Source organism: Actinomadura rubrobrunea NBRC 15275, from assembly GCF_001552235.1.
Lineage (GTDB): Bacteria > Actinomycetota > Actinomycetes > Streptosporangiales > Streptosporangiaceae > Spirillospora > Spirillospora viridilutea.
Map to the genome: position 1 here is coordinate 1 of NZ_BCQU01000070.1, position 24,280 is coordinate 24,280.

The window sequence follows — 24,280 nt, forward strand, 5'->3', positions numbered from 1 at the left end:
GCGCCGCGACCGGCGGCCTCCGGCTGCGTCGCGGGCGCGGGCCGCGCGGCGTCAGCCGGTGCCGCCGGTCCAGGCGCAGCATTCGTAGCCGTCCTGGACGGGCCCCGTCGTCGGCGACACGGAGATCTGCCGGCCGCTGATCCACGCCGGGCACGACCGGGCGTCCGTCGCCATGTCGTCGTCCAGGCCCAGGGCCAGCAGTCCGCCGATGCCGGGGCCGTCCGCGGCCCAGTCGACGGCGCCGATGCCGGCGGCCGGCCAGTCCGTCCACGGCAGGGCGCCCAGCGGCAGCGACAGCACGCTGCCCGTCCCGCCGCCCCACGAGGACTCGCGGGTCACGGTGGCCTGCAGCTCGACGGAGCGGTCGGACGTGCTGACGCTGTCTTGGCCCGGAGCCCGCGACCGGACGTCCATGACGAACGACCGGTCGTCGCCGCGCACGACGCACCGCTGGTCGCCCTCGCCGACGATCTCCACGCCGGGCCGCGCCCCGGCGGTCCCGGCCCTGCGGTCGCCGCTGTTCAGCGAGGTGTTCACCAGCGACACCCTCGCCTCCCGTCGGACGGTGACGGCCCTGGCCGGACCGCCGCCGCGGGCGACCAGCCGCAGGTCGCGCACCTCCAACCGCAGCCGATCCGGGGCCGCCGGCTCGGCCGCCGCGCCCCGGGCGCCGGCGCGGCGCAGGCCGCCCGGCTCCTTGATCGACGAGACCGCTCCGCCGAGCAGGCCGCCGTTCGGGACGTCGACCTTCGGCATCGAGACGCTCGGCGGGGCGTACGCAGGGCCGAGCAGCGCGTCGACGTCCGGCCAGGCGGACGGGGTGCCGGTGCGCGCCTGGTCCGCGGTGCCGATGTCGAAGAACGAGCGGACCGGCTCCCACCCGGTGTAGGCGATCGTGGCGTTCCGGCCCTCGATCGCGGTGTTCCTGGTGATCGTGGGCAGCGCGGAGTACGGGCCGTACGCTCGCCGGAGCGTGTAGGTGCAGCCCGGAGAGAGCTTGATCGTGCCGCCCGCCCGGATCGCGCGCACCAGCGCGGCCGTGTCCCCGGTGCCGCCGGAGCACCCGACCGGTGCCTCCTCGGCCGCAGCGGGCGGCGCCGCCCCCGCGATCATCAGGCCCGCCGCCAGCGCGGGAACCGCTGCCCGCAGCGCGCCGGCCGCCCGGCCGGCGCCTGTCGTCCGCACGCTCATGTTCGTTCCTTCCGTCGCATCGGGCTCATGATCACCCTCGCTTGATTACTCACCGCAGTTGATCACCTACAAACCGGCGCGACGAAAATCGTGATCATGAACCGGACGCGACCGGACATGCACGCCATCCCGACCCCATGAGCACAAAAAGCGGTTATTACCTACGCTCTGTGTTGTAGCCACTCCATGGGGTAGTTGTCGGGGTGAAGGTACGCAACGGACCGTGACCGGACGGTCCAGCGGCGACTACCGAGCCGTGTCGCGGCGCATCCGCTCACGGCGAAGGGAGAGAATCTTCATGAACACGCTGCAACGCATCTCCATCATTGGCCTCGCGGCCGTTGGTGCTGCGGTGCTCGCTCCGTCCGCCGCCATGGCTGACGGCCGCGGCCACGGCACCCTCTTCGTCAAGAACAAGGAGTTCGCCGGCATCAAGGGCGTCGCCGCTCAGAAGGTGGTCGCCGGGTTCGGCAACCGCGGCTTCGGCGGCGGCTTCGGCGGCTTCGGCGGGTTCGGCGGCGGCTTCGGCGGCGGCTTCGGCGGTTTCGGCAACCGCGGGTTCGACGACGGGGCCTTCTTCAAGGCGCAGAAGCTGTTCGCCGGCCCCAAGGGCGTTGCCAAGCTCAAGACGTTCGCCCGGGTCAACTGACACGAGATCAACTGACAACCGCGCGTTGTCACGGGATTCGCATCCCTGCGGTGGTCTCGTCCGCGCCCGCGCGGGCGGGACCACCGCCTCGTTCATGGCCTCGCACGGCCCATCCGACGCATTCGAAAGCGAGTCGTCATGATGTCCATGCCGTTCCGCATCGCGGTCGCCACGGGTGCCGTCCTCGGCGCGCTGGCGGGCGCGCCCGCCGCAGCCCACGCCGACGCGGCCTTCAAGGTCGTCTCCCAGAAGGCCACCCGGCACGGCGCGTACCTGCACATCCGCCAGTCGCTGGTCGACGAGCGGGGGCGGGTCCTGTTCAGGGACATCTTCCTGAAGGCCGGCCCCAAGGGAGTGGTCAAGCGGGAGATCCTCAGCACCACCAGCGTCTGACGGGCTCGCGGGCCCGCCCGAACTCGACACCGACGGCGCCCGAGCCGACGCGCACCCGGGACCGCGCTTCGCGAGGACGAAGTGCGGCCCCGGGCATGTCCGTGCCCGGGCCCATCCCCATGCCCGGAACGCCACCGGCGACCGGACGGAACACGGACGTCACCCAGACCGTGCGGCGTCCCACCCCACGACAGAACGGCTCCAGAAGCCGGCACTACGTACGTGCCTGAGGCCCCATCGCCGAATCCAGGGCGCCACCGACGACCGGACGGACGCGGACGTCACCTAGAGCCGGGCGGCGCCGCGCCCGAGATCGAACACGGCTCCTGAGAAGGGCGCGCCGCGTGCGCCTGCGGCCGTTGCCAGGTCCGGAGCGCCGCCAGTGGCCTGGGGCGGGACGCGGCATTCCCGCAGTCGGCGTGCGGGCGGGCCGGTCTGCCGCCGGGTCACTCCGACGCGATGTCCTCCGGGGCGGAGTCGGGCTCGGCGGCGCTGGTCAGCGCGGTGACGGCCTCGGTGATCTGCCGGGCCAGGTCCTGCGGGGTCAGCCCGATGTCGGCGAGGATCTCGCCGCGCGCGGCGTGGTCGAGGAACTCCTGCGGAATGCCGAACGTGCGCACCGGGACGTCGTTGCCCGCGTCGCGCAGCAGCCGCGCCACCGCGTCGCCCACCGCGCCGGTGCGGCCGTTGTCCTCCACCACGGCCACCATGCGGTGCCGCGCCGCCAGGTCGACCAGCGCCTCGTCCAGCGGCTTGACCCAGCGCGGGTCGACGACGGTCACGCCGATGCCCTGCGCGGCCAGCCGCTCGGCGACGCCCACGCCGACCGCCGCCATCGACCCGACGGCGACCACCAGCACGTGGCTTCCGTTGGCGCCGTCGTGGCGGGCCAGCACGTCCATGCCGCCGACGGTGTCGACCGCCTCGACGTCCTCGCTCACCGTGCCCTTGGGGTAGCGGATCGCGGTCGGGCCGTCGTCGACCGCCACGCACTCGCGGAGCAGCTCGCGCAGGCGGGTGCCGTCCCGAGGCACCGCGATGCGCAGGCCGGGCACCAGCGACAGGATCGACAGGTCCCACATGCCGTTGTGGCTGGGGCCGTCGTCGCCGGTCACGCCGGCGCGGTCGAGGGCGAAGGTCACCGGCAGCCGGTGCAGCGCCACGTCCATGAGGACCTGGTCGAACGCCCGGTTGAGGAACGTGGCGTACACGGCCACCACGGGGTGCAGCCCGCCCAGCGCCAGCCCGGCGGCCGAGGTGACCGCGTGCTGCTCGGCGATGCCGACGTCGTAGATGCGGTCGGGGTAGGCCTCGGCGAACGGCGCCAGCCCGACCGGGTGCAGCATGGCGGCGGTGATGCCCACCACGTCGGGGCGCTCGGCGCCGATGGCCACCATCTCCTCGCCGAACACCTTGGTCCAGCTCGGGCCGCTCTTCTTGGCGACCGCGCGGCCGGTGGCCGGGTCGAACGCCCCGGCGCCGTGCATGCAGTCCTCTTCGTGGTTCTCGGCGGGCGCGTACCCCTGGCCCTTGCGGGTGATGCAGTGGACGATCACGGGGGCGCCGAACCGGCGGGCGCGGCGCAGCGCGCGCTCGACCGCCTCGATGTCGTGGCCGTCGATCGGCCCGACGTACTTGATGCCGAGGTCCTCGAACATCGCCTGCGGCTGCAGGACGTCCTTGAGGCCCTTCTTGATGCCGTGCAGCGCCTCGTAGGCCACGCCGCCGACCACGGGCGCCCGCGGCACCGTCCTCTTGATCAGGCCGAGGGCGTTCTCGTAGCCCTGGGTGACCCGCAGCTCGGCCAGGTGGCTGGCCAGCCCGCCGATGGTCGGCGCGTAGGAGCGGCCGTTGTCGTTGACGACGATGATGACGGGCCGGTCCGGGCCCGCCGCGATGTTGTTCAGCGCCTCCCAGCACATCCCGCCGGTCAGCGCGCCGTCGCCGACCACCGCGACCACCGCGCGGTCGGTCTCGCCGCGCAGCTGGAACGCCTTGGCCAGGCCGTCGGCGTACGACAGGGCGGTGGAGGCGTGCGAGTTCTCGATGACGTCGTGCTCGGACTCGGCCTGGCTGGGGTACCCCGACAGGCCGCCGCGCCGCCGCAGCCTGCTGAAGTCGTGCCGCCCGGTCAGCAGCTTGTGGACGTAGGCCTGGTGGCCGGTGTCGAAGAGGATCCTGTCGCGCGGCGAGTCGAAGACCCGGTGCAGCGCGATGGTCAGCTCCACGACGCCCAGATTGGGCCCTAGGTGCCCGCCCGTCTTGGACACCGCATCGACCAGGAACTCCCGGATCTCGCTCGCGAGCCGGGGCAACTGCGCGGCGTCCAGTCGCCTGAGCTCCGCCGGACCTGTGATCGATTCCAGCAGGGTCACGCGCGTCAACTCCTCCATCGGGGGCCTCTTCGCCCCTTCGCCGGGCCCGTCCGAGTTTAGTGGTGCTTGGTCCGCGCCACGCCGAGGGCGCGCCGCCCCCCGCGACACGGACATCGAATTTGCGCTAGATCATCCCATTTCACCGTTTCGGCGGGGCACGCCGGTGAGGGACAACTCACTCCCGGTCACGGCCCGAGACGATAGTAATGAGATCATGGTGGAGGAAATCGTGCTGCTCGACGAGGCCGACGAGGTCGCCGGTCGGGCCCCCAAGGCGGCGAGCCATCATCGCCACACCCCCTATCACCTCGCCTTCTCCTGCTTCCTGGTCGATCCGCGGGGACGGGTGCTGATCACGCGGCGGGCGCTGGGCAAGCGCACCTTCCCGGGGGTGTGGACCGGCAGCTGCTGCGGCCACCCCGCGCCCGGCGAGGGGCTGCGCGCCGCGGTCCGGCGCCGCCTGGCCACCGAGCTGGGCGCGACGGCCGAGTCGGTCACGCCGGTGCTGCCCGCGTTCCGCTACCGCGCCACCGCGGCCGACGGGGTCGTGGAGAACGAGCGCTGCCCCGTGGTGCGGGCGATCACGTCCGGGCCGATCACGCCCAACCCCGACGAGGTGGAGACCGCCGAGTGGTGGACCTGGGACCGCTGCCTGGAGCTGGCCGAGCGGCCCGATTCCTCCCCCTGGTACCGGCTGCAGATGGCCCAGCTGGCCCCGCTCGGCGCCCCTCTGGACTGGCCGGACGCCGGGACCGACGCGCTCCCGCCCGCCCTTCCCTGGTGACCGCCGCCGGGCGGGCCCGGCGCCCGCCCGCACCGGCCCGCGCAACCGTCGGCGCCGCGGCGGCCCCGCGACGAGGCGCCCGGATAACCGGGTGATCACTTTTCGGCGTCGGCTGTTGACCCGTCCCGCGATCCGACCGGACGCTTGGTTTCGGGGTTACCGAAGGGACGAACGATGCGTGGACGGTGGAAAGCGATTGCCGCCGTGGTCCTCAGCGGTGTGCTCACCGTGTCCGGCTGCGGCGGGAGCGACGACGAGGGCGGCGGCGACGCGTCCCAGGTGGAGGTGTTCTCCTGGTGGACCGGCCCGGGTGAGGCCGACGGCCTGGAGGCCATGAAGGCCGACTTCGAGAAGAAGAACCCGGGCATCAAGTTCGTCAACGCCGCCATCGCCGGCGGCTCGGGCACCCAGGCGCAGGCGGTGCTGGCCAGCCGGCTGCAGAACCGCAAGCCGCCGGACTCCTTCCAGGGCCACGCCGGCGCCGAGCTGCTCGACTACATCAAGGCCGGGCAGATCGAGCCGCTGGACGACTTCTACAACGAGAACAACCTCCGCCAGGCCTATCCCGAGCAGCTGCTCCAGCAGATCACCTACCAGGGCAAGATCTACTCGGTGCCGGTGAACATCCACCGGTCCAACGTGCTCTGGTACAACCCCGGCATCCTCAAGGAGGCGGGGCTGTCCGGGCCGCCGAAGACGGTGGCGGAGTTCATCGACGCGCTCAAGGCGGTCAAGGAGAAGACCGACAAGGTGCCGCTGTCGCTGGGCGCCCAGTGGACCGCCGACCACCTGCTGGAGAACGTCCTGCTGGGCGACCTCGGCACGGACGCCTACAACGCCCTGTGGAAGCCGGGCGCCGACTGGAGCAGCCCCGCGGTCACCAAGGCCCTCACCGACTTCGCCGAGATCCTCAAGTACACGACCGTGGAGGCGGCGTCCACCGACTGGCAGGGCGCGGCCAAGGCGGTCGTCGACGGCAAGGCCGCGTTCAACATCATGGGCGACTGGGCGTACGGCTACTTCGTCAACCCCGCTCCCAACGGGCTCGGCAAGAAGCTCGACACCGACTTCAAGTACGCGCCCGCCCCCGGCACCGACGGCACCTACATGTGGCTGTCGGACAGCTTCACGCTGCCGCGCGGCGCCCCGCACCGCGGGGGCGCCATCGCCTGGCTGAAGGAGGTGGCCAGCAAGGAGGGCCAGGACCTGTTCAACCCCAAGAAGGGATCGATCCCGGCCCGCAAGGACGCCGACCGCAGCCTCTACAAGGGGTACCTGGAGTACGCCATCAACGAGTGGAACAAGCCCGGCATCAAGCTGGCCGGCTCGTTCTGGCACGGCGTGACCGCCAACAAGAAGTGGCACACCGACATCGACACCGCCGTGGGCCTGTTCCTGCAGGACAGGAACGTCGGCAAGCTCCAGGCCGCCCTGGTGGAGGCGGCGAAGAACAGCAGCCAGTGACATCCGCCGGAAGGACCCCGTGAGCGGTCGCGGGGCGCGCCCCGCCGGGGGCGCCCCGCGACCGCTCCGCACTGACCCCTCGGAACCGACCCCTCGACACGTTGGGAGGGCGCCCGCGTGGCGACGCTGAGGCCGCGACGCAGCAAGAAGTGGCTGCCGGGCCTGCTGCTGGTGTCCCCGTCGATCATCGCGATCGGCGTCTTCGTCTACGGGCTGATCTTCTGGAACATGCGGGTGGCGGTGAGCGGCAGCCACGACGAGGTCACCCCGTACGGCTTCGACAAGGGCCGCAACTTCGTCGACCTGTGGAGCGATCCGAGCTGGCCCCCCGCGGTGCGGCACGCGCTGCTGTTCACGGTGGTGTTCGTCGGCGGGGCGCTGCTGCTCGGCGCGTTCCTGGCGTTCCTCATGGAGAAGGGGATCAAGGCGGAGGCGGGCTTTCGGGCCGTCTACCTGTTCCCGATGGCGATCTCGTTCATCGCCAGCGGGGTGGTGTGGCGGTGGCTGATGAACCCGGCGCCGCCCGAACGCGCCGTCGGCCTCAACCAGCTGTTCGACAGGATCGGGCTGGGCCTGCTGGCCAACGACTGGTGGCAGAACCGGACGTGGGGCATGGCGGCCATGGCCGTCCCCGCCATCTGGCAGATGACCGGCTACGTCATGGCGCTGTACCTGGCCGGGTTCCGCGGCGTCCCCGACGACCTGCGCGAGGCGGCCCGGGTGGACGGCGCCTCCGAGTGGCAGGTGTACCGGTACGTGGTGTTCCCGCAGCTGCGGCCGGTGACGCTGTCCGCCCTGATCATCCTCGGGCACATCTCGCTGAAGGTGTTCGACCTGATCATGGCGATCGCGGGCAAGCAGATCATCACCTACGTGCCGGCCATCGCCACCTACGTGGAGGTGTTCGACCGGCACGACCCCGCCAACGGCGCCACCATCGCCACCTACCTGCTGCTGGCGGTGGCGCTGCTGGTGATCCCCTATCTGGTGTGGTCGGTACGGGCGGAGCGTGACCGGTGAGCGCGGAGACGAGCGTGGGGCGGCGGATCGGCGCGGACGCGGCACGGCGCCTGCCGGCCCGGCCGCGGGTGCTGCGGGGCGTGCGGTTCGCGGTGCTGCTCGCCTTCGTGGTGCTCTTCCTGATCCCCGTGTACGTGCTGGTCGTGACCAGCTTCAAGTCGCTGCAGGAGGCCGACCCGTCGTCGGCGTGGAGCCTGCCGCGCGACTGGAGCATGGACGGCTGGCGGGCGGCCTGGGAGTCGCTGCGGCCCGGCCTGGAGAACAGCGTCAAGATCGCGGTGAGCGGTTCGCTCATCTCGGCCGCGCTGGGCTCGATGAACGGCTACGTGCTGTCGAAGTGGCGCTTCCCCGGGGCCGACGCGGTGTTCACGCTGTTCCTGTTCGGGATGTTCATCCCGTACCAGGCGGTGATGATCCCGCTGGCCGGGCTGCTGACCGACATGGAGCTGGTGGGCACCGTCCGCGGGCTGGTGCTGGCGCACGTGGTGTACGGCATCCCGATCTGCACGCTGATCTTCCGGAACTACTACGTCACGCTGCCGGACGAGCTGATCGAGGCGGCGCGGGTGGACGGCGCGGGGCTGCTGCGCACCTACTGGTCGGTCGTGCTGCCGGTGTCGGGCCCGGCGTTCGCGGTGACGCTGATCTGGCAGTTCACCGCGATGTGGAACGACTTCCTGTTCGCGGTGTTCCTCGGCGCGCCCGACAGCTGGCCGGTGACGGTCCTGCTCAACAACACCGCGGGCTCGGGCGCGGTGGCCGTCCAGTACAACCAGCAGATGGCGTCGGCGCTGCTGGCGTCGCTGCCCACGCTGCTGGTGTACCTGCTGCTGGGACGGTTCTTCATGCGGGGTCTGATGGCGGGAGCGCTGAAGGGCTGACGGGGCCCGTACGCGGCGCCGTGCACGTTTTGTCCCCCCTGAGTGTTTCCTGAGAATCTCAGGGCTCCTCCTTGCCGGTTCGGCGCCGATGGCGAATCATGGTGCGAACCGATCACCACGCCGGCCCCGACCGGCCTCCCGTACCGGACGACCCACCGTGACCCGACACGACCCGACCTCGCCGCGATGATCGGCCGCCATGGTCGCCTGACGCTCCGGCGGCGGCGCGCCGACGGAGCCGGATCCCGCGCCGCGGACCGGGCGCCTCGCCCGCGACCGCCCGGCGACGACGCACGACGGCCCGGCGACGACGGATGCCGGCGAGCACGGGAGGTGACCGCGTGCAGGCGATAAGCGTCCAGCAGCCCTGGGCCTTCGCGATCGCCCGGGGCGGCAAGACCGTCTCCAACCAGGAGGCGTCCACCGCCTACCGCGGGCCGCTGCTCGTGCACGCGTCCATGCGGGTCGACCTCAAGGCCTGCGACTCCCCGCTGATCCAGGCCGCGGGCTGGGACCCGCGGGACCCGCTGGCGACGCTCGGCGCGGTCATCGCGGTGGCCCGCCTGGACGACGTGTGCTCGGCCGCCGTGCGCGGCGAGCCGTGCGACTGCGGGCCGTGGGCGGCCCCGTCGACGCACCACTGGCGTCTGGCCGACGTGCGGGCCCTGCCCCGCCCCATCGTCGCCCTCGGCCGCCCCGGGCTGTGGGAGCCCAATCCCACCCTGGTCGCCGAGGTCGAGCTCATGCTCGACTCGGCGTCCGCCGACCGTCCCACCTGACCCGCGGCTCGTCCGCCTCGACGGCGCGGCGGAGGCGGGCGAGCTCGTCGGCGATCTTGTCGAGGGGCCACCCGGCGTTGAGGCCGCTGGGGTTGGGCAGCACCCACACGCGGGCCGGGCCGATCGTGTCGTCCTGCGGGCCGATCCGGGCGCGGGGCCTGCCGAACGCGGTGCGGTAGGCGGTGACCCCTTGGACGGCCAGGTAGCGGGGGCGGTGGCGTTCCACCAGCGCGACGAGGCGGCGGCCGCCCTCGCGCAGCTCCTCGTCGGTCAGCTCGTCGGCGCGGGCGGTGGCGCGGGACGCCAGGTTGGTGATGCCGAGCCCGTAGGAGGGCAGCAGGTGCTGCTCGGCCGGGGCCAGCAGCCGGTCGGTGAAGCCGGAGCGGTGCAGGGCGGGCCAGAAGCGGTTGCCGGGGCGGGCGAAGTGGTGGCCGGTCGCGCCCGAGTAGAGGCTCGGGTTGATGCCGCAGAACAGCACGCGCAGGGGCGTTCCGTCGGCGGGCAGCACGTCGGGGATCTCGCGGTCGCGGGCCGCCTCGAGGTCGGCCTTGGTGGGGCGTCGCGTCGTCACGTCACATCACACTACGGACGATCAGCGAGAGGGCGGACGCGCCCACGACGAGGCTGACGGCGATGCGCGTGCGCCCGGCGTCCAGGTAGCGGCGCAGCGGCCCGGCGGCGACGAATCCGGCGAGCACGAACGGGATCAGCGCCAGCCCGGCGAGGACCTGCTCGCGCGGCAGCTGCCCGGCCGCGGCGAGGGCGGCCAGCGACAGCACGGCGCCGACGGTGAAGAACACGGCGAGGGTGGCGCGCACGCGCGGTCCGCTCTCGCGCTGGTAGAGCAGCGCGATCGGGGGTCCGCTGATGCCCGAGGCGGTTCCGGTGGCGCCCGCGACCAGCCCGGCGGTGGTGAGGGTGGCGGGGGTGCGGGGCACGGTCCCCGTCCAGGCGCCGGCCGCGAGCGCGGCGAGCACCACCGCGCCGATCAACGCGCCGAACGCGTCGGCGGGAACGACGGCCACCACCCAGGCCCCCAGCAGGGTCCCGACCAGCCGGCCGCCGAACGCCCAGCGCAGGCCGCGCAGGTCGGCGTGGCGCATCTCCCGCGCCAGCGTCGCCAGCGGCAGCACGGCCGCCGCGACCAGGACGGCGCCGGGCATGAGGGAGGGGAACAGCAGCGTGATGACGGGCGTGGCGACCAGTCCCACGCCGAGGCCGACGCTGCTCTGCACGATCGCGCCGGCCAGCACCGCCAGACCGCCGACCACGACGAAATCAAGATCAGGCATGACCCCGGAACGCTACAACCCCACCGGTCCGATGGGGTTTCGGCGGGCGTCCCGAAACGGGACGGGCCGTCCCCCGGCAGCCGGGGGACGGCCCGTGCCACGCGGCGCGGCCTACTTGCGCAGCAGGTTGCGCAGCACGTACTGCATGATGCCGCCGTTGCGGTAGTAGTCGGCCTCGCCCGGGGTGTCGAGACGGACGATCGCGGTGAACTCCTTGTCGTCGGCCTTCACCGTGACCTCGCGCGGCGTCTCGCCCTCGTTGAGCTTCTCGATGCCGATGATGTCGAAGGTCTCGGTGCCGGTCAGGCCGAGCGACTCGGCCGACTCGCCCTCCTTGAACTGCAGCGGCAGCACGCCCATGCCGATGAGGTTCGAACGGTGGATCCGCTCGAAGGACTCGGCGATGACGGCGCGCACGCCCAGCAGCGCGGTGCCCTTGGCGGCCCAGTCGCGGGACGACCCCGAGCCGTACTCCTTGCCCGCGATGACCACGAGCGGGACGCCCTGGGCGGCGTAGTTCTGCGCGGCGTCGTAGATGAACGTCTGCGGGGCGTCCGGCTTGGTGAAGTCGCGGGTGTAGCCGCCCTCGACGCCGTCCAGCAGCTGGTTGCGCAGCCGGATGTTGGCGAAGGTGCCGCGGATCATCACCTCGTGGTTGCCGCGCCGCGAGCCGTAGGAGTTGAAGTCCTTGGGCTCGACGCCGTGCTCCTGCAGGTACTGGGCGGCGGGGGTGCCGACCTTGATGGCGCCGGCCGGGGAGATGTGGTCGGTGGTGACCGAGTCGCCGAGCTTGGCCAGCACGCGGGCGCCGCGGATGTCGGAGACCGGGTCGGGCTCCAGGCCCATGCCGTCGAAGTAGGGGGCCTTGCGCACGTAGGTGGAGTCCGGGTCCCACTCGAAGGTGTCGCCGGTGGGGATGGGCAGCTCGCGCCAGCGCTCGTCGCCCTTGAAGACGTCGGCGTAGTCGCGCAGGAACATGTCCTGGCCGATGGAGCCCTCGACGATCTCCTTGATCTCCTCCATCGACGGCCAGATGTCGCGCAGGTAGACCGGGCCGTCGGCGCCCTCGGCGATCGGGTCGTTGAGGATGTCGATGTCCATCGTGCCCGCGAGCGCGTAGGCGACCACCAGCGGCGGCGAGGCCAGGTAGTTCATCTTCACGTCGGGGTTGATCCGGCCCTCGAAGTTGCGGTTGCCGGACAGCACCGACACCACGGCCAGGTCGGCGTCGTTGATCGCCTTGGAGATCTCCTCCTGCAGCGGGCCGGAGTTGCCGATGCAGGTGGTGCAGCCGTACCCGACGAGGTTGTAGCCGATCTTGTCCAGGTACGGCGCGAGGCCCGAGCGCTCCAGGTAGCCGGTGACGACCTGCGACCCGGGGGCCAGCGAGGTCTTCACCCACGGCTTGCGGGTCAGGCCCTTCTCCACCGCCTTCTTGGCCAGCAGGCCCGCGCCGACCATCACGTACGGGTTGGAGGTGTTGGTGCAGGAGGTGATGGCGGCGATGACGACGGCGCCGTGGTCGAGCTCGAACTCGGTGCCGTCGGCCAGGGTCACCCGCACCGGGTTGTGCGGGCGCTGCCCGCCGTTCTCACCGTGCGGGCGCGGCTTGTCGCCGTTGGAGCCGTGCGAGATCGCCGGGGAGTCGGACGCGGGGAACGACTCGGCGGACGCCTCGTCGGTCGGGCCCTGGATGCTGCCGTCGGGGACGTAGTTGCGCACGTCCCGCCGCCAGGTCTGCTTGGCCTCGGCGAGGGAGATGCGGTCCTGCGGGCGCTTGGGGCCGGCGATGGACGGCACGACCGTGCCGAGGTCGAGCTCCAGGTGCTCGGAGAAGTCGGGCTGGGCGGCCGGGTCCAGCCACATGCCCTGCTCCTTGGCGTACGCCTCGACCAGCGCGATCTGCTCCTCGGAGCGGCCGGTCAGGCGCAGGTAGTCCAGGGTCTGCCCGTCGATCGGGAAGATGGCGCAGGTGGAGCCGAACTCGGGGCTCATGTTGCCGATGGTGGCGCGGTCGGCGACCGGCAGGGCGGCCACGCCCTCGCCGTAGAACTCCACGAACTTGCCGACCACGCCGTGGCGGCGCAGCATCTCGGTGATGGTCAGCACCAGGTCGGTGGCGGTGGTGCCGGGGCGCAGCTCGCCGGTGAGCTTGAAGCCGACCACCCGCGGAATGAGCATGGAGATCGGCTGGCCGAGCATGGCGGCCTCGGCCTCGATGCCGCCGACGCCCCAGCCGAGCACGCCGATGCCGTTCTCCATGGTGGTGTGCGAGTCGGTGCCGACGCAGGTGTCGGGGTAGGCGACGCCGTCGCGGGCGAACACCACGCGGGCCAGGTGCTCGATGTTGACCTGGTGGACGATGCCGGTGCCCGGCGGGACCACCTTGAACTCGTCGAACGCGGTCTGCCCCCAGCGCAGGAACTGGTACCGCTCGCGGTTGCGCTCGTACTCGCGCTGCACGTTGCGCTCGAAGGCGTCCGGCGAGCCGAAGTAGTCGACGATGACGGAGTGGTCGATCACCATCTCCGCCGGGGCCAGCGGGTTGACCCGGGACGGGTCGCCGCCCAGGTCCCGCACGGCCTCGCGCATGGTGGCCAGGTCGACCACGCACGGCACGCCGGTGAAGTCCTGCATGATCACGCGGGCCGGGGTGAACTGGATCTCCCGGCTCGGCTGCGCGCTCGGGTCCCAGCCGGCGAGGGCGCGGATGTGGTCGGCGGTGACGTTGGCGCCGTCCTCGGTGCGCAGCAGGTTCTCCAGCAGCACCTTGAGGCTGTACGGGAGCCGGGCCGAGCCCTCGACGGCGTCCAGCCGGTAGATCTCGTACGACTTGTCGCCCACCCGCAGGGTGCTGCGGCTGCCGAAGCTGTTCGCGGACACGGACTCCTCCTCCGTCACCACCGCGCGTCCGGTCCGAGACGCGACTGCGCGGCGTCGTCGATCCTTGTCACTCGTTCTGGCTCCCGGCCGCCGCCGGGGACGCCGTGCCGGTCCGGGGCCGGACCGGCTGGGGTCCCGGGACGCGGTCCGGGGCGGCGGGACGCTCGGCCCCTCACCAGAATCCTGCCCTAGGCGCGGGTCTGGCCGGGACCCGGGGCCGCCCAACTTCCGCGGCTTTTTCTCTCGACGTCAAGCCACCTCCTAATTTATCTCGACATCGAGCTACTTGCATCCCGCCGCGCGGTTCGCCGCCGGGAACCCGCTGGCCGCTCCGTACGTCTTCGATATATCGTTGTCGTATCGCGAGAGATCATCGAGAGTTTGTGGAAGGCGGTGGAGAACATTGGGTGCCAGGTACGGGTCCGAGTGGCCGTGGGCGGCGTTGGCGGCGGCCAAGGTCGTGCCGAAGGCGGCCGTCGCGGCGGCGCACGCCGCGGCGTGGGGGCGCGGCGCCCACTGCGCCACGTGGACGCGCGGCGAGTTCCCCGGGTTCGGCTGGGTCTTCGGCGCGGGAGGCGGCCCGTGGGGGCCGGGCGCGCCGTGGGGCCGCGGCGGCTGGGGACGAGGCGCACCGTGGGCCAAGGGCCCCAAGGCGCGCAAGGGCAACGTGCGGGCGGCGATCCTGGCGCTGCTGGCCGAGGAGCCGCGCAACGGCTACCAGATCATCCAGGAGATCGCCGAACGCAGCGGCGGCGCCTGGCGGCCCAGCCCCGGCGCGGTGTACCCGGCGCTGCAGCAGCTGGTCGACGAGGGCCTGATCCGCGGTGACGAGGGCGAGGGCCGCCGCGTCTACCACCTGACCGACGAGGGCCGCGCCTACGTCGACGCGCACGCCGACGAGCTGCGCGAGCCGTGGGCGGCGATGACGCCCGACTTCGGCGAGGGCGTCCCCGAACTGTTCAAGCAGGCCGCGCAGACCGGGGCCGCGCTGATGCAGATCGTGCACTCGGGCTCGCCCGACCAGGTCGCCCGGGCGCGCGACGTCCTGGCCCAGGCGCGGCGCGACCTGTACCGGATCCTGGCCGAGGACGGCGACGACGGCGGCGACGACGGTGAGGAGTGACGGCGCCGTGCCCCGTACCGACTCCGACCGGCTGCGCATCGGCGACGCCGAACGGGACGCCGTCGCCAAGGCCCTGCACGACCACTTCGCGGCCGGGCGGCTGACCCGCGAGGAGCTCGACCAGCGGTTGGACGCGACGCTGGCCGCCAAGACGCGCGGCGACCTCGCCGCGGTCGTCCACGACCTCCCCGAGCCGACGGGCCTCCCCCGGCCGTCCGTGCCGGCGTTCGCGCCCATGCCGGGCTGGGCGCCGGGCTTCGCGCCGCATCCGGCGTTCGCCCATCGCCATCATCCGGCGTTCGCGCACCACCACACTTTGGTGCACGGCCACCGGCGCCGCCACGTCGTGTTCCCGGTGCTGCTGGCCGTCTTCACGGTGACGACGTTCACCCTGGGCGCGGGAGCGGGCCTGCTCGCGGTGCTGCACCTGGGCCTGCTGGTGTGGACGATGCGCGCCGTCGCGCTCACCGCGGCCCGGCGCCGCGCCCGCCGAGCCGACGAACCTTCCTGACCTCAGCGCCTCCAGAAGGCGTCCCCAGGAGGCGTCCCCAGGAGGCATGGACCGGAACCAACGGTCCATGCCTCCTTTCGCGAGTCTCAAGGACGAAGGGCGGCGGCCTTGGCGGCGAGCTCCCGGATGCGGTCCCAGTCGCCCCCGCGGACGGCGTCCTTCGGGGTGATCCAGCTCCCGCCGACGCACCCGACGTTCGGCAGCGCCAGGTAGCGGGACGCGTTGTCGGCGCTGATGCCGCCGGTGGGGCAGAACCGCACCTGCGGCAGCGGCCCGCCCAGCGACTTGAGGTAGGCGGGGCCGCCCGCGGACTCGGCCGGGAAGAACTTCATCGCGGTGACGCCGTGCTCCAGCAGCGCCATCGCCTCGGAGGCGGTGGACACCCCGGGCAGGAACGCCAGCCCGGTCGCGGCCATCGCCTCGCGCAGCCGGTCGGTGCAGCCGGGGCTGACCAGGAAGCGCGCCCCGGCCTCGGCGGCGCGCGCGGCGTCCTCGGGGCGCACGACGGTGCCCGCGCCGACGACGGCGTCCGGCACCTCGGCGGCGATCCGCTCGATCGCGGAGAGCGCGGCGGGCGTGCGCAGCGTGACCTCGATGGCGGGCAGGCCGCCCTCGACCAGCGCCCGCGCCAGCGGCACGGCGGCGTCGGCGTCGTCCAGCACCACCACCGGCACGACGGGGGCCAGGTCGAACAGTTCCTCGGTTCTCATACGGTCTCCAGGGTAGGGACGGCCGCCTGCTCGAGATGGGCGGCGGCGCCGAGCAGGGCCGGGTAGGGGTGGACGATGAGCGCGGTCGGGATCGCCCGCAGGTAGCCCTCGACGGGCGGTTTGGCCTCGAACCGGGCGCGGAAGTCGCTGGCCCGCAGCGTGTCGGCGATCCGCGGCAGGATGCCGCCGCCGAGGTAGACGCCGCCGCGCGCGCCCAGCGTGAGCGCCGCGTTCCCGGCGAACGAGCCGAGCAGCGCGCAGAACATGCCCACCGCGTCCGCGCACAGCGGGTCGTCGAGGTCGGCGACGATCTGCGCGGCGGTCCGCGGCTCGGGGGGCGTGCCGCGGACGGTCCCCAGCAGCCGGTGCAGGCGCGCCAGGCCGTCCCCGGACAGCAGCAGTTCGGCGCTTGCTGCGCCGCGCTCGGCCCGCAGCAGCCGCGCCACCTCGATCTCCTCGTCGGTGGCCGCGGGCACGTCGACGTGGCCGCCCTCCCCGGGGGCGGGGAGCCAGCGGCCGGACGCGGGGACGAGCCCGGCGACGCCGAGGCCCGTGCCGGGGCCGAGCACCGCCAGCGGGGCGGTGCCGTCCGGCGCGGGCGCCGCGTCCCCGCCCACGGGGCGCACGTCGTCCGCGCCGAGCGCCGGCAGCGACGCCGCCAGCGCCGCGAAGTCGTTGACGACCTCGACGAACGGCAGGCCGAGGCGTTCGCGGACGTCCCCCACGGTGCCCGGCTCCCAGGCGGCGTTGGTGAGGTGGTAGCGGCCGCCGCCGACCGGCCCCGCCACCGCCAGGCACGCGGCGGCGGGCCGCACGTCCTCCTCGGCCAGGTAGGCGGCCGCGGCCTCCCCCAGCCCGGTGAAGTCCCGGGTCGGCAGGACGCGCACCCTGGAAGGCGCGGCGCCCGGCGACTCGACGAGCGCGAACCGGGCGTTCGTGCCGCCCACGTCGCCGACCAGCCACGGCCCGCCGGTCACACGACCACCCCGGCGCCGCGCTCGGCCGGTCCGGCCGCCGCGCGGAAGGCGTCGAACAGCTCGCGGCCGGTGCCCGTCCACGCGCCCCGCTCGGCGGCGCCCCCGGCGGGCTCCCGGGCGGCGAGCTCCTCGTCGGACACCAGCGCCTCGAGCAGGCCCTTGTCGGCGTCCAGGCGGATGACGTCGCCGTCGCGCAGCCGGGCCAGCGGGCCGCCCGCCGCGGCCTCCGGCGACAGGTGGATCGCGGCGGGCACCGTCCCGGACGCGCCCGACATCCGGCCGTCGGTGACGAGCGCGACGCGGTGGCCGCGGTCCTGCAGCACCGACAGCGGCGGAGTGAGGCGGTGCAGCTCGGGCATGCCGTTGGCGCGCGGCCCCTGGTAGCGGACGACCACGACCACGTCGCGGTCCAGCTCCCCGGCGGCGAACGCCCGCTGCAGCTCCTCCTGCGAGCCGAACACCCGGGCGGGCGCCTCCACGGCGCGGTGCTCGGGCTTGACCGCCGAGACCTTGATGACGGCGCGGCCCAGGTTGCCGCTCACGGTGCGCAGCCCGCCCTGCGCGTCGAACGGCTCGTCCACCGGCCGCAGGACGGAGGTGTCGGCGGAGGCGTCCGGGCCCGGCTCCCAGACGAGCCCGTCCGGCGTCAGCTTCGGGGCGTCGCGGTAGGCGGCGAGCGTGTCGCCGGCGACCGTGCGGGCGTCCTCGTGCAGCAGCCCGGCGTCCAGCAGCTCGCCGATGAGGAACGCGGTGCCGCCCGCGGCGTGGAAGTGGTTCACGTCGGCGGCGCCGTTGGGGTACAGGCGGGTGAGCAGTGGCGTGACGGCGGACAGCTCGTCGAAGTCGTCCCAGGTCAGCTCGATCCCCGCGGCCGCGGCCATCGCCACCAGGTGCAGGGTGTGGTTGGTGGACCCGCCGGTGGCCAGCAGCGCCACGACGCCGTTGACGAACGCGCGCTCGTCCAGCATCTCCCCGATGGGCGTGTAGGCGTCGTCGCCCTTGAACGCCGTCAGCTCCAGGACGCGGCGCGCCGCCGCGTCGGTGAGGGCGTCGCGCAGGTCGGTGCCGGGCGGCACGAAGCTGGCGCCCGGCAGGTGCAGCCCCATCGCCTCCATCAGCAGCTGGTTGGAGTTGGCGGTGCCGTAGAACGTGCAGGTGCCGGGCGAGTGGTAGGACTTGGCCTCGGCCTCCAGCAGCTCGTCGCGGCCGATCTCGCCCGCCGCGTACCGCTTGCGCACCTTGGCCTTCTCGGCGTTGGGCAGCCCGGACGGCATCGGCCCGGCCGGCACCAGGATGACCGGCAGGTGCCCGAACGACAGCGCCCCGATGACCAGCCCGGGGACGATCTTGTCGCAGGTGCCGAGCAGCAGCGCCCCGTCGAACATGTCGTGCGACAGCGCCACGGCGGTGGCCATGGCGACCACGTCCCGGCTGAACAGCGACAGCTCCATGCCGGCGCGCCCCTGCGTGATGCCGTCGCACATGGCGGGCACGCCCCCCGCGAACTGGGCGGTGCCGCCCGCCTCGGCGACCGCCGCCTTGATCCGGTCGGGGTAGTCCTTGAGCGGCTGGTGCGCCGACAGCATGTCGTTGTAGGCCGACACGATCGCGATGTTGGGGGCGGCGTCGCCGCGCAGCCGCAGCTTCTCCAGCGGACCGCAGGCGGCGAAGCCGTGCGCCAGGTTGGCGCAGCCGAGCGCGGTGCGCGCCGGGCCGGCGGCGCGGGCCTCGGCGATGCGGCGCAGGTACGCGGCGCGCCGTTCGGCGCTGCGTTCGGCGATCCGCCGGGTGACGCGCGCCACGACGGGATGCGGCGTGGTGCTCATAGAACGCTCCAGAACCGGGAAGAACGATCGCTTCGCAACCTATCGCGCTAAGGAAAACTAAGACAACAGACTTACGCAGGTTGCATGACAAAAGTCCCCGACTTCAGCCCTGTGGACATCCGCAAGGCACTCGTGCTTCACTGGCGGAATGCGTAGAAGTCCCTCCACCTGCGGAGAGGTGCTCCGCCTGGTCCGGGAGGAGGGCGTGGACACCCGCGCCGAGCTGGGACGGCTCACCGGCCTGTCGCGGCCCGCCGTGGCGGCGCGGGTCAACGAGCTGATCGCGCACGGCCTGCTGGTCGAGCGGACCGACGGCGCGTCCACCGGCGGGCGCCCTCCGGCGCGGCTGGAGTTCAACGCCGCGGGCGGCGCGGTGCTGGTCGCCAACCTCGGCCGGTCCCGCGGCCAGGCGGCCGTGTGCGACCTGGCCGCCTCGATCATCGTCCAGGCCGACGTGGAGCTGCCCGCCGACCTGTCCCCCGGCGCCGTGGTGCCCGGCCTGCTGGACCGCTGGACGGAGCTGCTGGCCAAGGCGGACCTGTCCCCCGCGTCGGTGCGCGGCGCGGGCCTGGCCGTCCCCGATCCGGTCGGGCTGACCCCCGACGCCTGGGACCGCGCGGAGGTCGGCTCGCTGGTCGCCGAACGGTTCGACGTGCCCGTCCTGCTCGACAACGACGTCAACGCCGCCGCGCTCGGCGAGCACCGCACCCGCTTCGCCGACCTGGCCGACCTGCTGTTCGTGAAGGTGTCCACCGGCATCGGCGGCGGACTGATCATGGGCGGCCGCATCCAGCGGGGCGCGCACGGCGCGGCCGGGGAGATCGGGCACGTGCCCGTCCCCGACGCCGAGGAGATCCCCTGCCGCTGCGGCAACCTCGGCTGCCTGGAGGCCATCGCGGGCGGCGCCGCCCTGCTCGCCCGCTCCGGTGCGCGCGACCTGGGCGAGCTGTCTGAACGCGCCCGCGCGGGCGACCCCGCCACCGTCGCCATGGTCCGCGACGCGGGCCGCCGCCTCGGCGAGGTGATCGCCGCCGCGGTGAACCTGCTCAACCCGGCCGTGGTCGTCCTCGGCGGCGACCTCACCGGCGCCTACGAGCCGCTCATCGCGGGCGTCCGCGAGGTCGTCTACCGGCGCGGCACCGCCCTGGCCACCGGCCGGCTGCGCATCGAGCCCAGCCGCCTGGGCGACGCGGCGGGCCTCATCGGCTGCGCCGTCATGACCCTCGACCACCTCCTGGCCCCCGAGGCGGTGGACGCAGCCCTCGCCTCGCAGTCCGGCTGACCCCTCCGGCCGCGGCGGTCACAGGAAAGGGACATGCCTGGGCGGCATGCCCCTGTGTCCTCCCGGTCGTTCACTCACCTGCGGCAGCCGCGGCGGAACCCGGAGTCGTACCCGTCGGTCCAGCCGCGGGTGTAGCAGTCGATCGAGTACCGCGAGTAGCGCTGGAGCCTCCGGCAGTCCCTGCGGCCGTCCCGGTAGCCCTGCCGGTACCCGTCCCGGTATCCCCGCTGGTAGCGAGCGCGTTCGCGCCATCCGCGACACCGCTGCGCCTTCGTCGCCGTGACCGACGCGGCGGCGCTCACGGACGTGGACTTCGCACAGGCCGCGGCGGCGCTCTCTGTGTGGGCCACCCCCGCGGGCCCGATGGCGAGAGCGGTGAACAGCACCGGCGTGAGCACCTTCAGACGTCGCTTGCCGGACATGGTCCGTACCCCCTCTGTGACGCGAGACCTGATCGGAACACCCATTAAGCGTCCACCAGAAAGTGGCCGATAAGCAGACAAAGACCATCAAAACCGAACAAACATCGGCCCAAGCGAAGCAGCCAGCAGATGAACGGAAATTTCCGGTAGACGCCGCACCATCCCTGATCTACGAATGGCTCGGCGGGTCATCGCGGCGGCACACCGGGGTGCACGGTCATCGGACGAAGGCGGCCCAACGCCGCCCCCGTAAAGCGGCCTGCGTGGGGACGGGAAGCAGCAGACCACGATCTCCATGACGACAAGGGCGTTCTCCAGCGGGACCGCACAGCGTCTCCGCAGGTGACCAGCCGGACACTGCCCGATGACCACGCGACGTGCGCACATCAGCCCGAGTCAACACGTTGCGCCCGCCGGAGACGCAAGCACAAGCGGCACGTCGATGCGTGCGGCGGACAATCCGGCATCAGCCCCGCGACACTTTTCCGAGTCATTGAAAGACCTCAGAAGAATGGCTGCACGTCCCACGCATGACATCCGCTTCGTAGATCAACCCTTGCGGAGTCCACTCGGCGACTTGGTGAACTTGCGAAAGAGTCTCCGCTACCTAGCGGGCACCGGATCGCCCAGGCATGGCGGTCGTCAGCATCGGCAGGCGGTCCCTTCCGGCGCGACATCGGCGGCTTGCTCGGCTGGAAGATCGAACACCGCGGCGTCTCGGCCGTTTGGCTCTCCTGTCCGCGCCGACCGCCGGGCGACGCGTCCCTGGTCTGCTCCCACCGGCCGTCTGACCGCCGCCCGGCCCGGGACACCCGGCGCACCGGCAGACTCGCCGCACTGGAAGGGACGGCCCACGTGGGGCTCACGGCCCGAGGCGGCAAGCCGCCACACCGTTTCAGGGCTCGAGCAGCCACAGGTCGGGGCCAAGTCGCCGGAGCCGTGCTCGACGCGACCTACATCTGGGCAACGTGCGCTCGACCAGTCGCCAGGCCGCCGCACACGACCCCGGTTCGGCGTTCGTCGGGGCGGTCCGGCTCGCCGGGACGATCGAGCGGCGGCTCGGCATCGCCGAGGAGAAGGCCTGCGTTTGGAAGGCGGCCGACATCGGGGGCGGCCATGGCAGACGGATACGCGGATCCGGCGTCGCCCCTGCCGAGGCGTGTCGACGCCTTGCTCACGCTGCTGAAGGATCTGTTTCGACACCGGGCCGTCCGGGCCGCCGATGGAACGCGTCTCCCTGGTCGACCTGCTGGACCGGCTGCCGGCCGGCGGGGGCGTCCTCACCGGCGACCTGGTGATGTGCGTCGCCGAGGTCGACCTGGTCGAGGTGTCCCTGCGCGCTTTGATCAACGCCGTCCTCGACGGCGTCGGCCCCGCCGCCCATCTGAGCAAGCCCGAGTTCGCCGGTGCGTTGATCTCGCGGCGCCTGCCGGCCCCTTCGGTGGATATCGGTGCCGCCGTGGCGGCGTTGCCGCACTCGTGCTGTCCATGCGCGCCGACGTGCGTTTCGCCGTGACCGTCAGCGGGCGAGGCGGGTGCGGACGAGCAGGTCGTGCAAAGGCGCAGACGCGCTGGGCTTAGCGGGCAGGGAGGAACGGCCGCGCTCGTTCTTCAGGCGACGAGCGAGGCTGCCCGCGTCGTCGCCCCGTACGTTCGTGAGGCGGTTCCGACGCCTTGATCACGCTGCTGAAACGGTATCGAGCCCGCCGCACACTGGAGCAAGCCAAAGATCGCCGGTGCGCTGATCTCACGGGGACTGCCGCCCCTGCCGGTGGATACGAGTGCCCTCCGTGGCGGCGTTGCCGTACTCGGGCTGCCGCGCGTTTCGCCGTGACCGTCAGCGGGCGAGGCGGGTGCGGACGAGCAGGTCGTGCAAAGGCGCAGACGCGCTGGGCTTAGCGGGCAGGGAGGAACGGTCGCGTTCCTCCTCCAGGCGTCGGGTGAGGGCTGCGACGTCGTCGGCCAGGCGTTCGCGCGCGGGGGCGTCGGTGGGAAGGGTGCCGTGTTCGGCGGCGCGCTTGGCGGCGATCAGGTCGCGGAGGTACGCGGGGCCGTACTCGGGTGCGAGCTCGTTCAGGTCCGCGACGACCGTGCCGGTGCGCATCAGGTGGATCCCGGTGAGCAGGACGCGGAAGGTGTAGAGCAGCGGCTTGAGGCGGCCCGTCTTCTCGAAGAGCTTCCACTGGTTGCGGGCGAAGCCCAGGTAGTGGTGGGCGTGGGCCGACGTGACGAGGTCGGGGACGAGGGCGACAAGCTCTTCGTGGACGGAGGACGAGGCCACCACCAGGGGCGAGGCGACCTGCTCCAGGACGTAGCCGTTGCGCTGCAACAGCATGCGGCAGAACTTGGCGAGGTCGTGGGTGACGAGGTCGGCCTCCACCCCGTTCTGGTTCCACGTCCAGGTGACGGTCTCCTTCCCCGTCTGCAGGCCGACGACCTCGGTGAGCGGCAGCAGATGGACGCCGCGCAGGTCGATGTCGGAGTCGGCGGACGGGAAACCGTACAGGTGGGCGCCGCTGACCGTGACGAAGGCACGCGGGTACGGGTGGCCCTGTTCCAGGTGCTCGGTCAGGCCGTCGGGAAGCTCCATTCCACTCCTCTGCGTCGCACGGAGATCAGCCACTCCTCCACGCGGGCGCGGTCGGGTTCGGGGGGCAGCGGGCTGGCGGCCAGGGCCTTGCCCATGGCGGCGGTCAGGTCGGCCCGCCACCTGTCGATCCCGTCCCACGGCATCTCGCCGCGGCGGACGGCGAGCAGCGCGTCGCGGTGCTCGCCGACGTCGACGAGCGGCTCGCCGTACCGGACGAGATGAGTCCCGCTGAGCATCAGGCGGAGCATGTGCATCACGTGCTTCCAGCGCGGCTCGCCCCGGTTGCGCAGGTCGCCCTCGAGCTTGCGGAACTGGCTGTCGGCGTACCGCATGAACGTGCGATGCGCCCGCAGGGACAGGAACGCGTCGCGCAGGCCGCGCAGCTCTTCGCCGGCGGGGGTGATGCGCTCGACGAGCGGAGACCACAGGCATTCCAGGACGGTCGGGTTGGCGTCCAACGCCAAGGTGCAGAACCGCTCGGCCTCCCAGGAGAACCGCTCGGGTTCGGGGCCGTCCACGTGCGTGGGCGGCTTGTCGAAGCGCCAGAACAGCGGGGTCGGCGCCACGAAGACGCCGCGCCGGTCCACGTCGCTGCCGTCGACCGCCAGCCCGTACGCGCGCGACCCTACGACCACCGACAGGATCGTGTGGTCGCGCACCAGCCGCACACCGAGATCGTCCACAGGATGAGCGTGGTCGATGGCGGCAGGCGGTGCCAAACCATTTCCACGTCTGCGGTCGAGCGCGGCGCGCGGCCTGATCTTGGACGACGACACGGCCGACTGCGAGCGAACGGCCACGCTGGCGCGCGCCGGACCGACGGGGCCCAGGCTGAACCTGCGGCGTGCCGCCGAGTGGTCCAGGTCTCGGCTACGACAGCCAAACGCTGAGCGGGCCGGTGCCGGCAGCCGCCGCGTTGCGGCAGCACGCTCCGCAGTTCTTCACCTCCTGCGGGATCATCGTCCGACGCGTGCCGGCCGACAACGGCTCGTGCCACCGCTTGCGGCTGTGGCCCGCCCTCTGGCCGTGGCGGAAATGGCGCACAAGCGCAGCCGCCGGTCCGGCCGCAGCCCCATGGCAAGGTCGAGCGCTACCACCGCCCCCTGCTGGACACATGGAGCTACGCCC

22 protein-coding genes are annotated in these 24,280 nt (G+C 72.7%); 11 read left to right on the top strand and 11 right to left on the bottom strand.

Annotated elements, in window-relative coordinates; genetic code table 11:
* Positions 1 to 51 precede the first annotated feature (51 nt).
* On the bottom strand, positions 52 to 1,191 hold the full coding sequence (locus AR3_RS20570) for a hypothetical protein (protein ID WP_067915901.1): 1,140 nt from the start codon (positions 1,189 to 1,191) through the stop codon (positions 52 to 54).
* Between the two features lie 298 nt (positions 1,192 to 1,489).
* Between AR3_RS20570 and AR3_RS31600 the strand changes: the two genes are divergently transcribed.
* Both AR3_RS31600 and AR3_RS20580 read left to right on the top strand, forming a co-directional pair.
* The gene (locus tag AR3_RS31600; RefSeq protein WP_176579569.1) at positions 1,490 to 1,840 is read left to right on the top strand and encodes a hypothetical protein; all 351 of its coding nucleotides are present in this window, start codon (positions 1,490 to 1,492) and stop codon (positions 1,838 to 1,840) included.
* Positions 1,841 to 1,987: 147 nt separating this feature from the next.
* Positions 1,988 to 2,233, top strand: a complete 246-nt coding sequence (locus tag AR3_RS20580) for a hypothetical protein (RefSeq protein WP_157406720.1) — start codon at positions 1,988 to 1,990, stop codon at positions 2,231 to 2,233.
* 446 nt (positions 2,234 to 2,679) lie between these two features.
* Here the strand turns inward: AR3_RS20580 and dxs are convergent, their stop codons facing one another.
* Positions 2,680 to 4,608, bottom strand: coding sequence for a 1-deoxy-D-xylulose-5-phosphate synthase (dxs, locus tag AR3_RS20585; protein WP_067915942.1), 1,929 nt, complete (start codon positions 4,606 to 4,608; stop codon positions 2,680 to 2,682).
* A 211-nt stretch (positions 4,609 to 4,819) separates the two neighbouring features.
* Here dxs and idi point away from each other — a divergent pair, with 211 nt between their 5' ends.
* The 5 genes from idi (at position 4,820) to AR3_RS20610 (ending at position 9,536) form a co-directional block, all read left to right on the top strand.
* The gene (gene idi, locus AR3_RS20590) at positions 4,820 to 5,392 is read left to right on the top strand and encodes an isopentenyl-diphosphate Delta-isomerase (RefSeq protein WP_083951723.1); all 573 of its coding nucleotides are present in this window, start codon (positions 4,820 to 4,822) and stop codon (positions 5,390 to 5,392) included.
* A 174-nt stretch (positions 5,393 to 5,566) separates the two neighbouring features.
* Positions 5,567 to 6,856, top strand: a complete 1,290-nt coding sequence (locus AR3_RS20595; RefSeq protein WP_067915907.1) for an ABC transporter substrate-binding protein — start codon at positions 5,567 to 5,569, stop codon at positions 6,854 to 6,856.
* Between the two features lie 117 nt (positions 6,857 to 6,973).
* Positions 6,974 to 7,876, top strand: coding sequence for a carbohydrate ABC transporter permease (locus tag AR3_RS20600; RefSeq protein ID WP_227023041.1), 903 nt, complete (start codon positions 6,974 to 6,976; stop codon positions 7,874 to 7,876).
* Positions 7,873 to 8,757, top strand: coding sequence for a carbohydrate ABC transporter permease (locus AR3_RS20605; RefSeq protein WP_406514802.1), 885 nt, complete (start codon positions 7,873 to 7,875; stop codon positions 8,755 to 8,757). The genes AR3_RS20600 and AR3_RS20605 overlap by 4 nt, the downstream gene beginning before the upstream one ends.
* A 341-nt stretch (positions 8,758 to 9,098) precedes the next feature.
* Complete coding sequence (locus AR3_RS20610; protein WP_067915909.1) at positions 9,099 to 9,536, top strand: ASCH domain-containing protein; 438 nt, start codon at positions 9,099 to 9,101, stop codon at positions 9,534 to 9,536.
* Here the strand turns inward: AR3_RS20610 and mug are convergent.
* The 3 genes from mug to AR3_RS20625 form a co-directional block, all read right to left on the bottom strand.
* Positions 9,499 to 10,107, bottom strand: coding sequence for a G/U mismatch-specific DNA glycosylase (gene mug / locus AR3_RS20615; protein WP_067915911.1), 609 nt, complete (start codon positions 10,105 to 10,107; stop codon positions 9,499 to 9,501). The genes AR3_RS20610 and mug overlap by 38 nt on opposite strands.
* A 1-nt stretch (position 10,108) precedes the next feature.
* Positions 10,109 to 10,828 (bottom strand): sulfite exporter TauE/SafE family protein, encoded by a 720-nt coding sequence (locus tag AR3_RS20620; protein WP_067915913.1) that lies wholly within the window; start codon positions 10,826 to 10,828, stop codon positions 10,109 to 10,111.
* Positions 10,829 to 10,939: 111 nt separating this feature from the next.
* Positions 10,940 to 13,711, bottom strand: a complete 2,772-nt coding sequence (locus AR3_RS20625) for an aconitate hydratase (RefSeq protein ID WP_067915948.1) — start codon at positions 13,709 to 13,711, stop codon at positions 10,940 to 10,942.
* A 403-nt stretch (positions 13,712 to 14,114) separates the two neighbouring features.
* On the opposite strand from AR3_RS20625, the gene AR3_RS20630 reads away from it, so the two are divergent.
* Together AR3_RS20630 and AR3_RS20635 are read left to right on the top strand one after the other, a co-directional pair.
* The gene (locus AR3_RS20630; protein ID WP_227023042.1) at positions 14,115 to 14,834 is read left to right on the top strand and encodes a PadR family transcriptional regulator; all 720 of its coding nucleotides are present in this window, start codon (positions 14,115 to 14,117) and stop codon (positions 14,832 to 14,834) included.
* A gap of 7 nt (positions 14,835 to 14,841) precedes the next feature.
* Positions 14,842 to 15,345, top strand: coding sequence for a DUF1707 SHOCT-like domain-containing protein (locus AR3_RS20635; RefSeq protein ID WP_067915917.1), 504 nt, complete (start codon positions 14,842 to 14,844; stop codon positions 15,343 to 15,345).
* Between the two features lie 86 nt (positions 15,346 to 15,431).
* Here the strand turns inward: AR3_RS20635 and eda are convergent, their stop codons facing one another.
* From eda to edd, 3 genes are read right to left on the bottom strand one after another with little or no spacing between them, the layout of a single operon-like run.
* Positions 15,432 to 16,055 (bottom strand): bifunctional 4-hydroxy-2-oxoglutarate aldolase/2-dehydro-3-deoxy-phosphogluconate aldolase, encoded by a 624-nt coding sequence (gene eda / locus AR3_RS20640; protein WP_067915919.1) that lies wholly within the window; start codon positions 16,053 to 16,055, stop codon positions 15,432 to 15,434.
* Positions 16,052 to 17,032 carry a glucokinase gene (gene glk / locus AR3_RS20645; RefSeq protein ID WP_067915921.1) on the bottom strand — a complete coding sequence of 327 codons (981 nt, stop codon included), beginning with the start codon at positions 17,030 to 17,032 and terminating at the stop codon, positions 16,052 to 16,054. Before glk ends, eda begins: the two co-directional genes overlap by 4 nt.
* The gene (edd, locus tag AR3_RS20650) at positions 17,029 to 18,858 is read right to left on the bottom strand and encodes a phosphogluconate dehydratase (RefSeq protein ID WP_067915923.1); all 1,830 of its coding nucleotides are present in this window, start codon (positions 18,856 to 18,858) and stop codon (positions 17,029 to 17,031) included. The genes glk and edd overlap by 4 nt, the downstream gene beginning before the upstream one ends.
* Before the next feature lie 148 nt (positions 18,859 to 19,006).
* On the opposite strand from edd, the gene AR3_RS20655 reads away from it, so the two are divergent.
* Positions 19,007 to 20,140: an ROK family transcriptional regulator gene (locus tag AR3_RS20655; RefSeq protein ID WP_067915925.1), complete on the top strand. Its 1,134-nt coding sequence runs from the start codon at positions 19,007 to 19,009 to the stop codon at positions 20,138 to 20,140.
* A gap of 74 nt (positions 20,141 to 20,214) precedes the next feature.
* Here AR3_RS20655 and AR3_RS20660 read toward each other — a convergent pair whose 3' ends face one another.
* Positions 20,215 to 20,562 (bottom strand): hypothetical protein, encoded by a 348-nt coding sequence (locus tag AR3_RS20660; protein WP_067915927.1) that lies wholly within the window; start codon positions 20,560 to 20,562, stop codon positions 20,215 to 20,217.
* A 1,222-nt stretch (positions 20,563 to 21,784) separates the two neighbouring features.
* On the opposite strand from AR3_RS20660, the gene AR3_RS20665 reads away from it, so the two are divergent.
* Positions 21,785 to 22,078, top strand: a complete 294-nt coding sequence (locus tag AR3_RS20665; RefSeq protein WP_067915929.1) for a gas vesicle protein — start codon at positions 21,785 to 21,787, stop codon at positions 22,076 to 22,078.
* Between the two features lie 321 nt (positions 22,079 to 22,399).
* On the opposite strand, the gene AR3_RS20670 is transcribed toward AR3_RS20665, so the two are convergent.
* Positions 22,400 to 23,152 (bottom strand): nucleotidyltransferase domain-containing protein, encoded by a 753-nt coding sequence (locus AR3_RS20670; RefSeq protein ID WP_067915931.1) that lies wholly within the window; start codon positions 23,150 to 23,152, stop codon positions 22,400 to 22,402.
* Positions 23,131 to 23,835 carry a nucleotidyltransferase domain-containing protein gene (locus AR3_RS20675; RefSeq protein WP_067915932.1) on the bottom strand — a complete coding sequence of 235 codons (705 nt, stop codon included), beginning with the start codon at positions 23,833 to 23,835 and terminating at the stop codon, positions 23,131 to 23,133. The genes AR3_RS20670 and AR3_RS20675 overlap by 22 nt, the downstream gene beginning before the upstream one ends.
* Between the last annotated feature and the right edge of the window lie 445 nt (positions 23,836 to 24,280).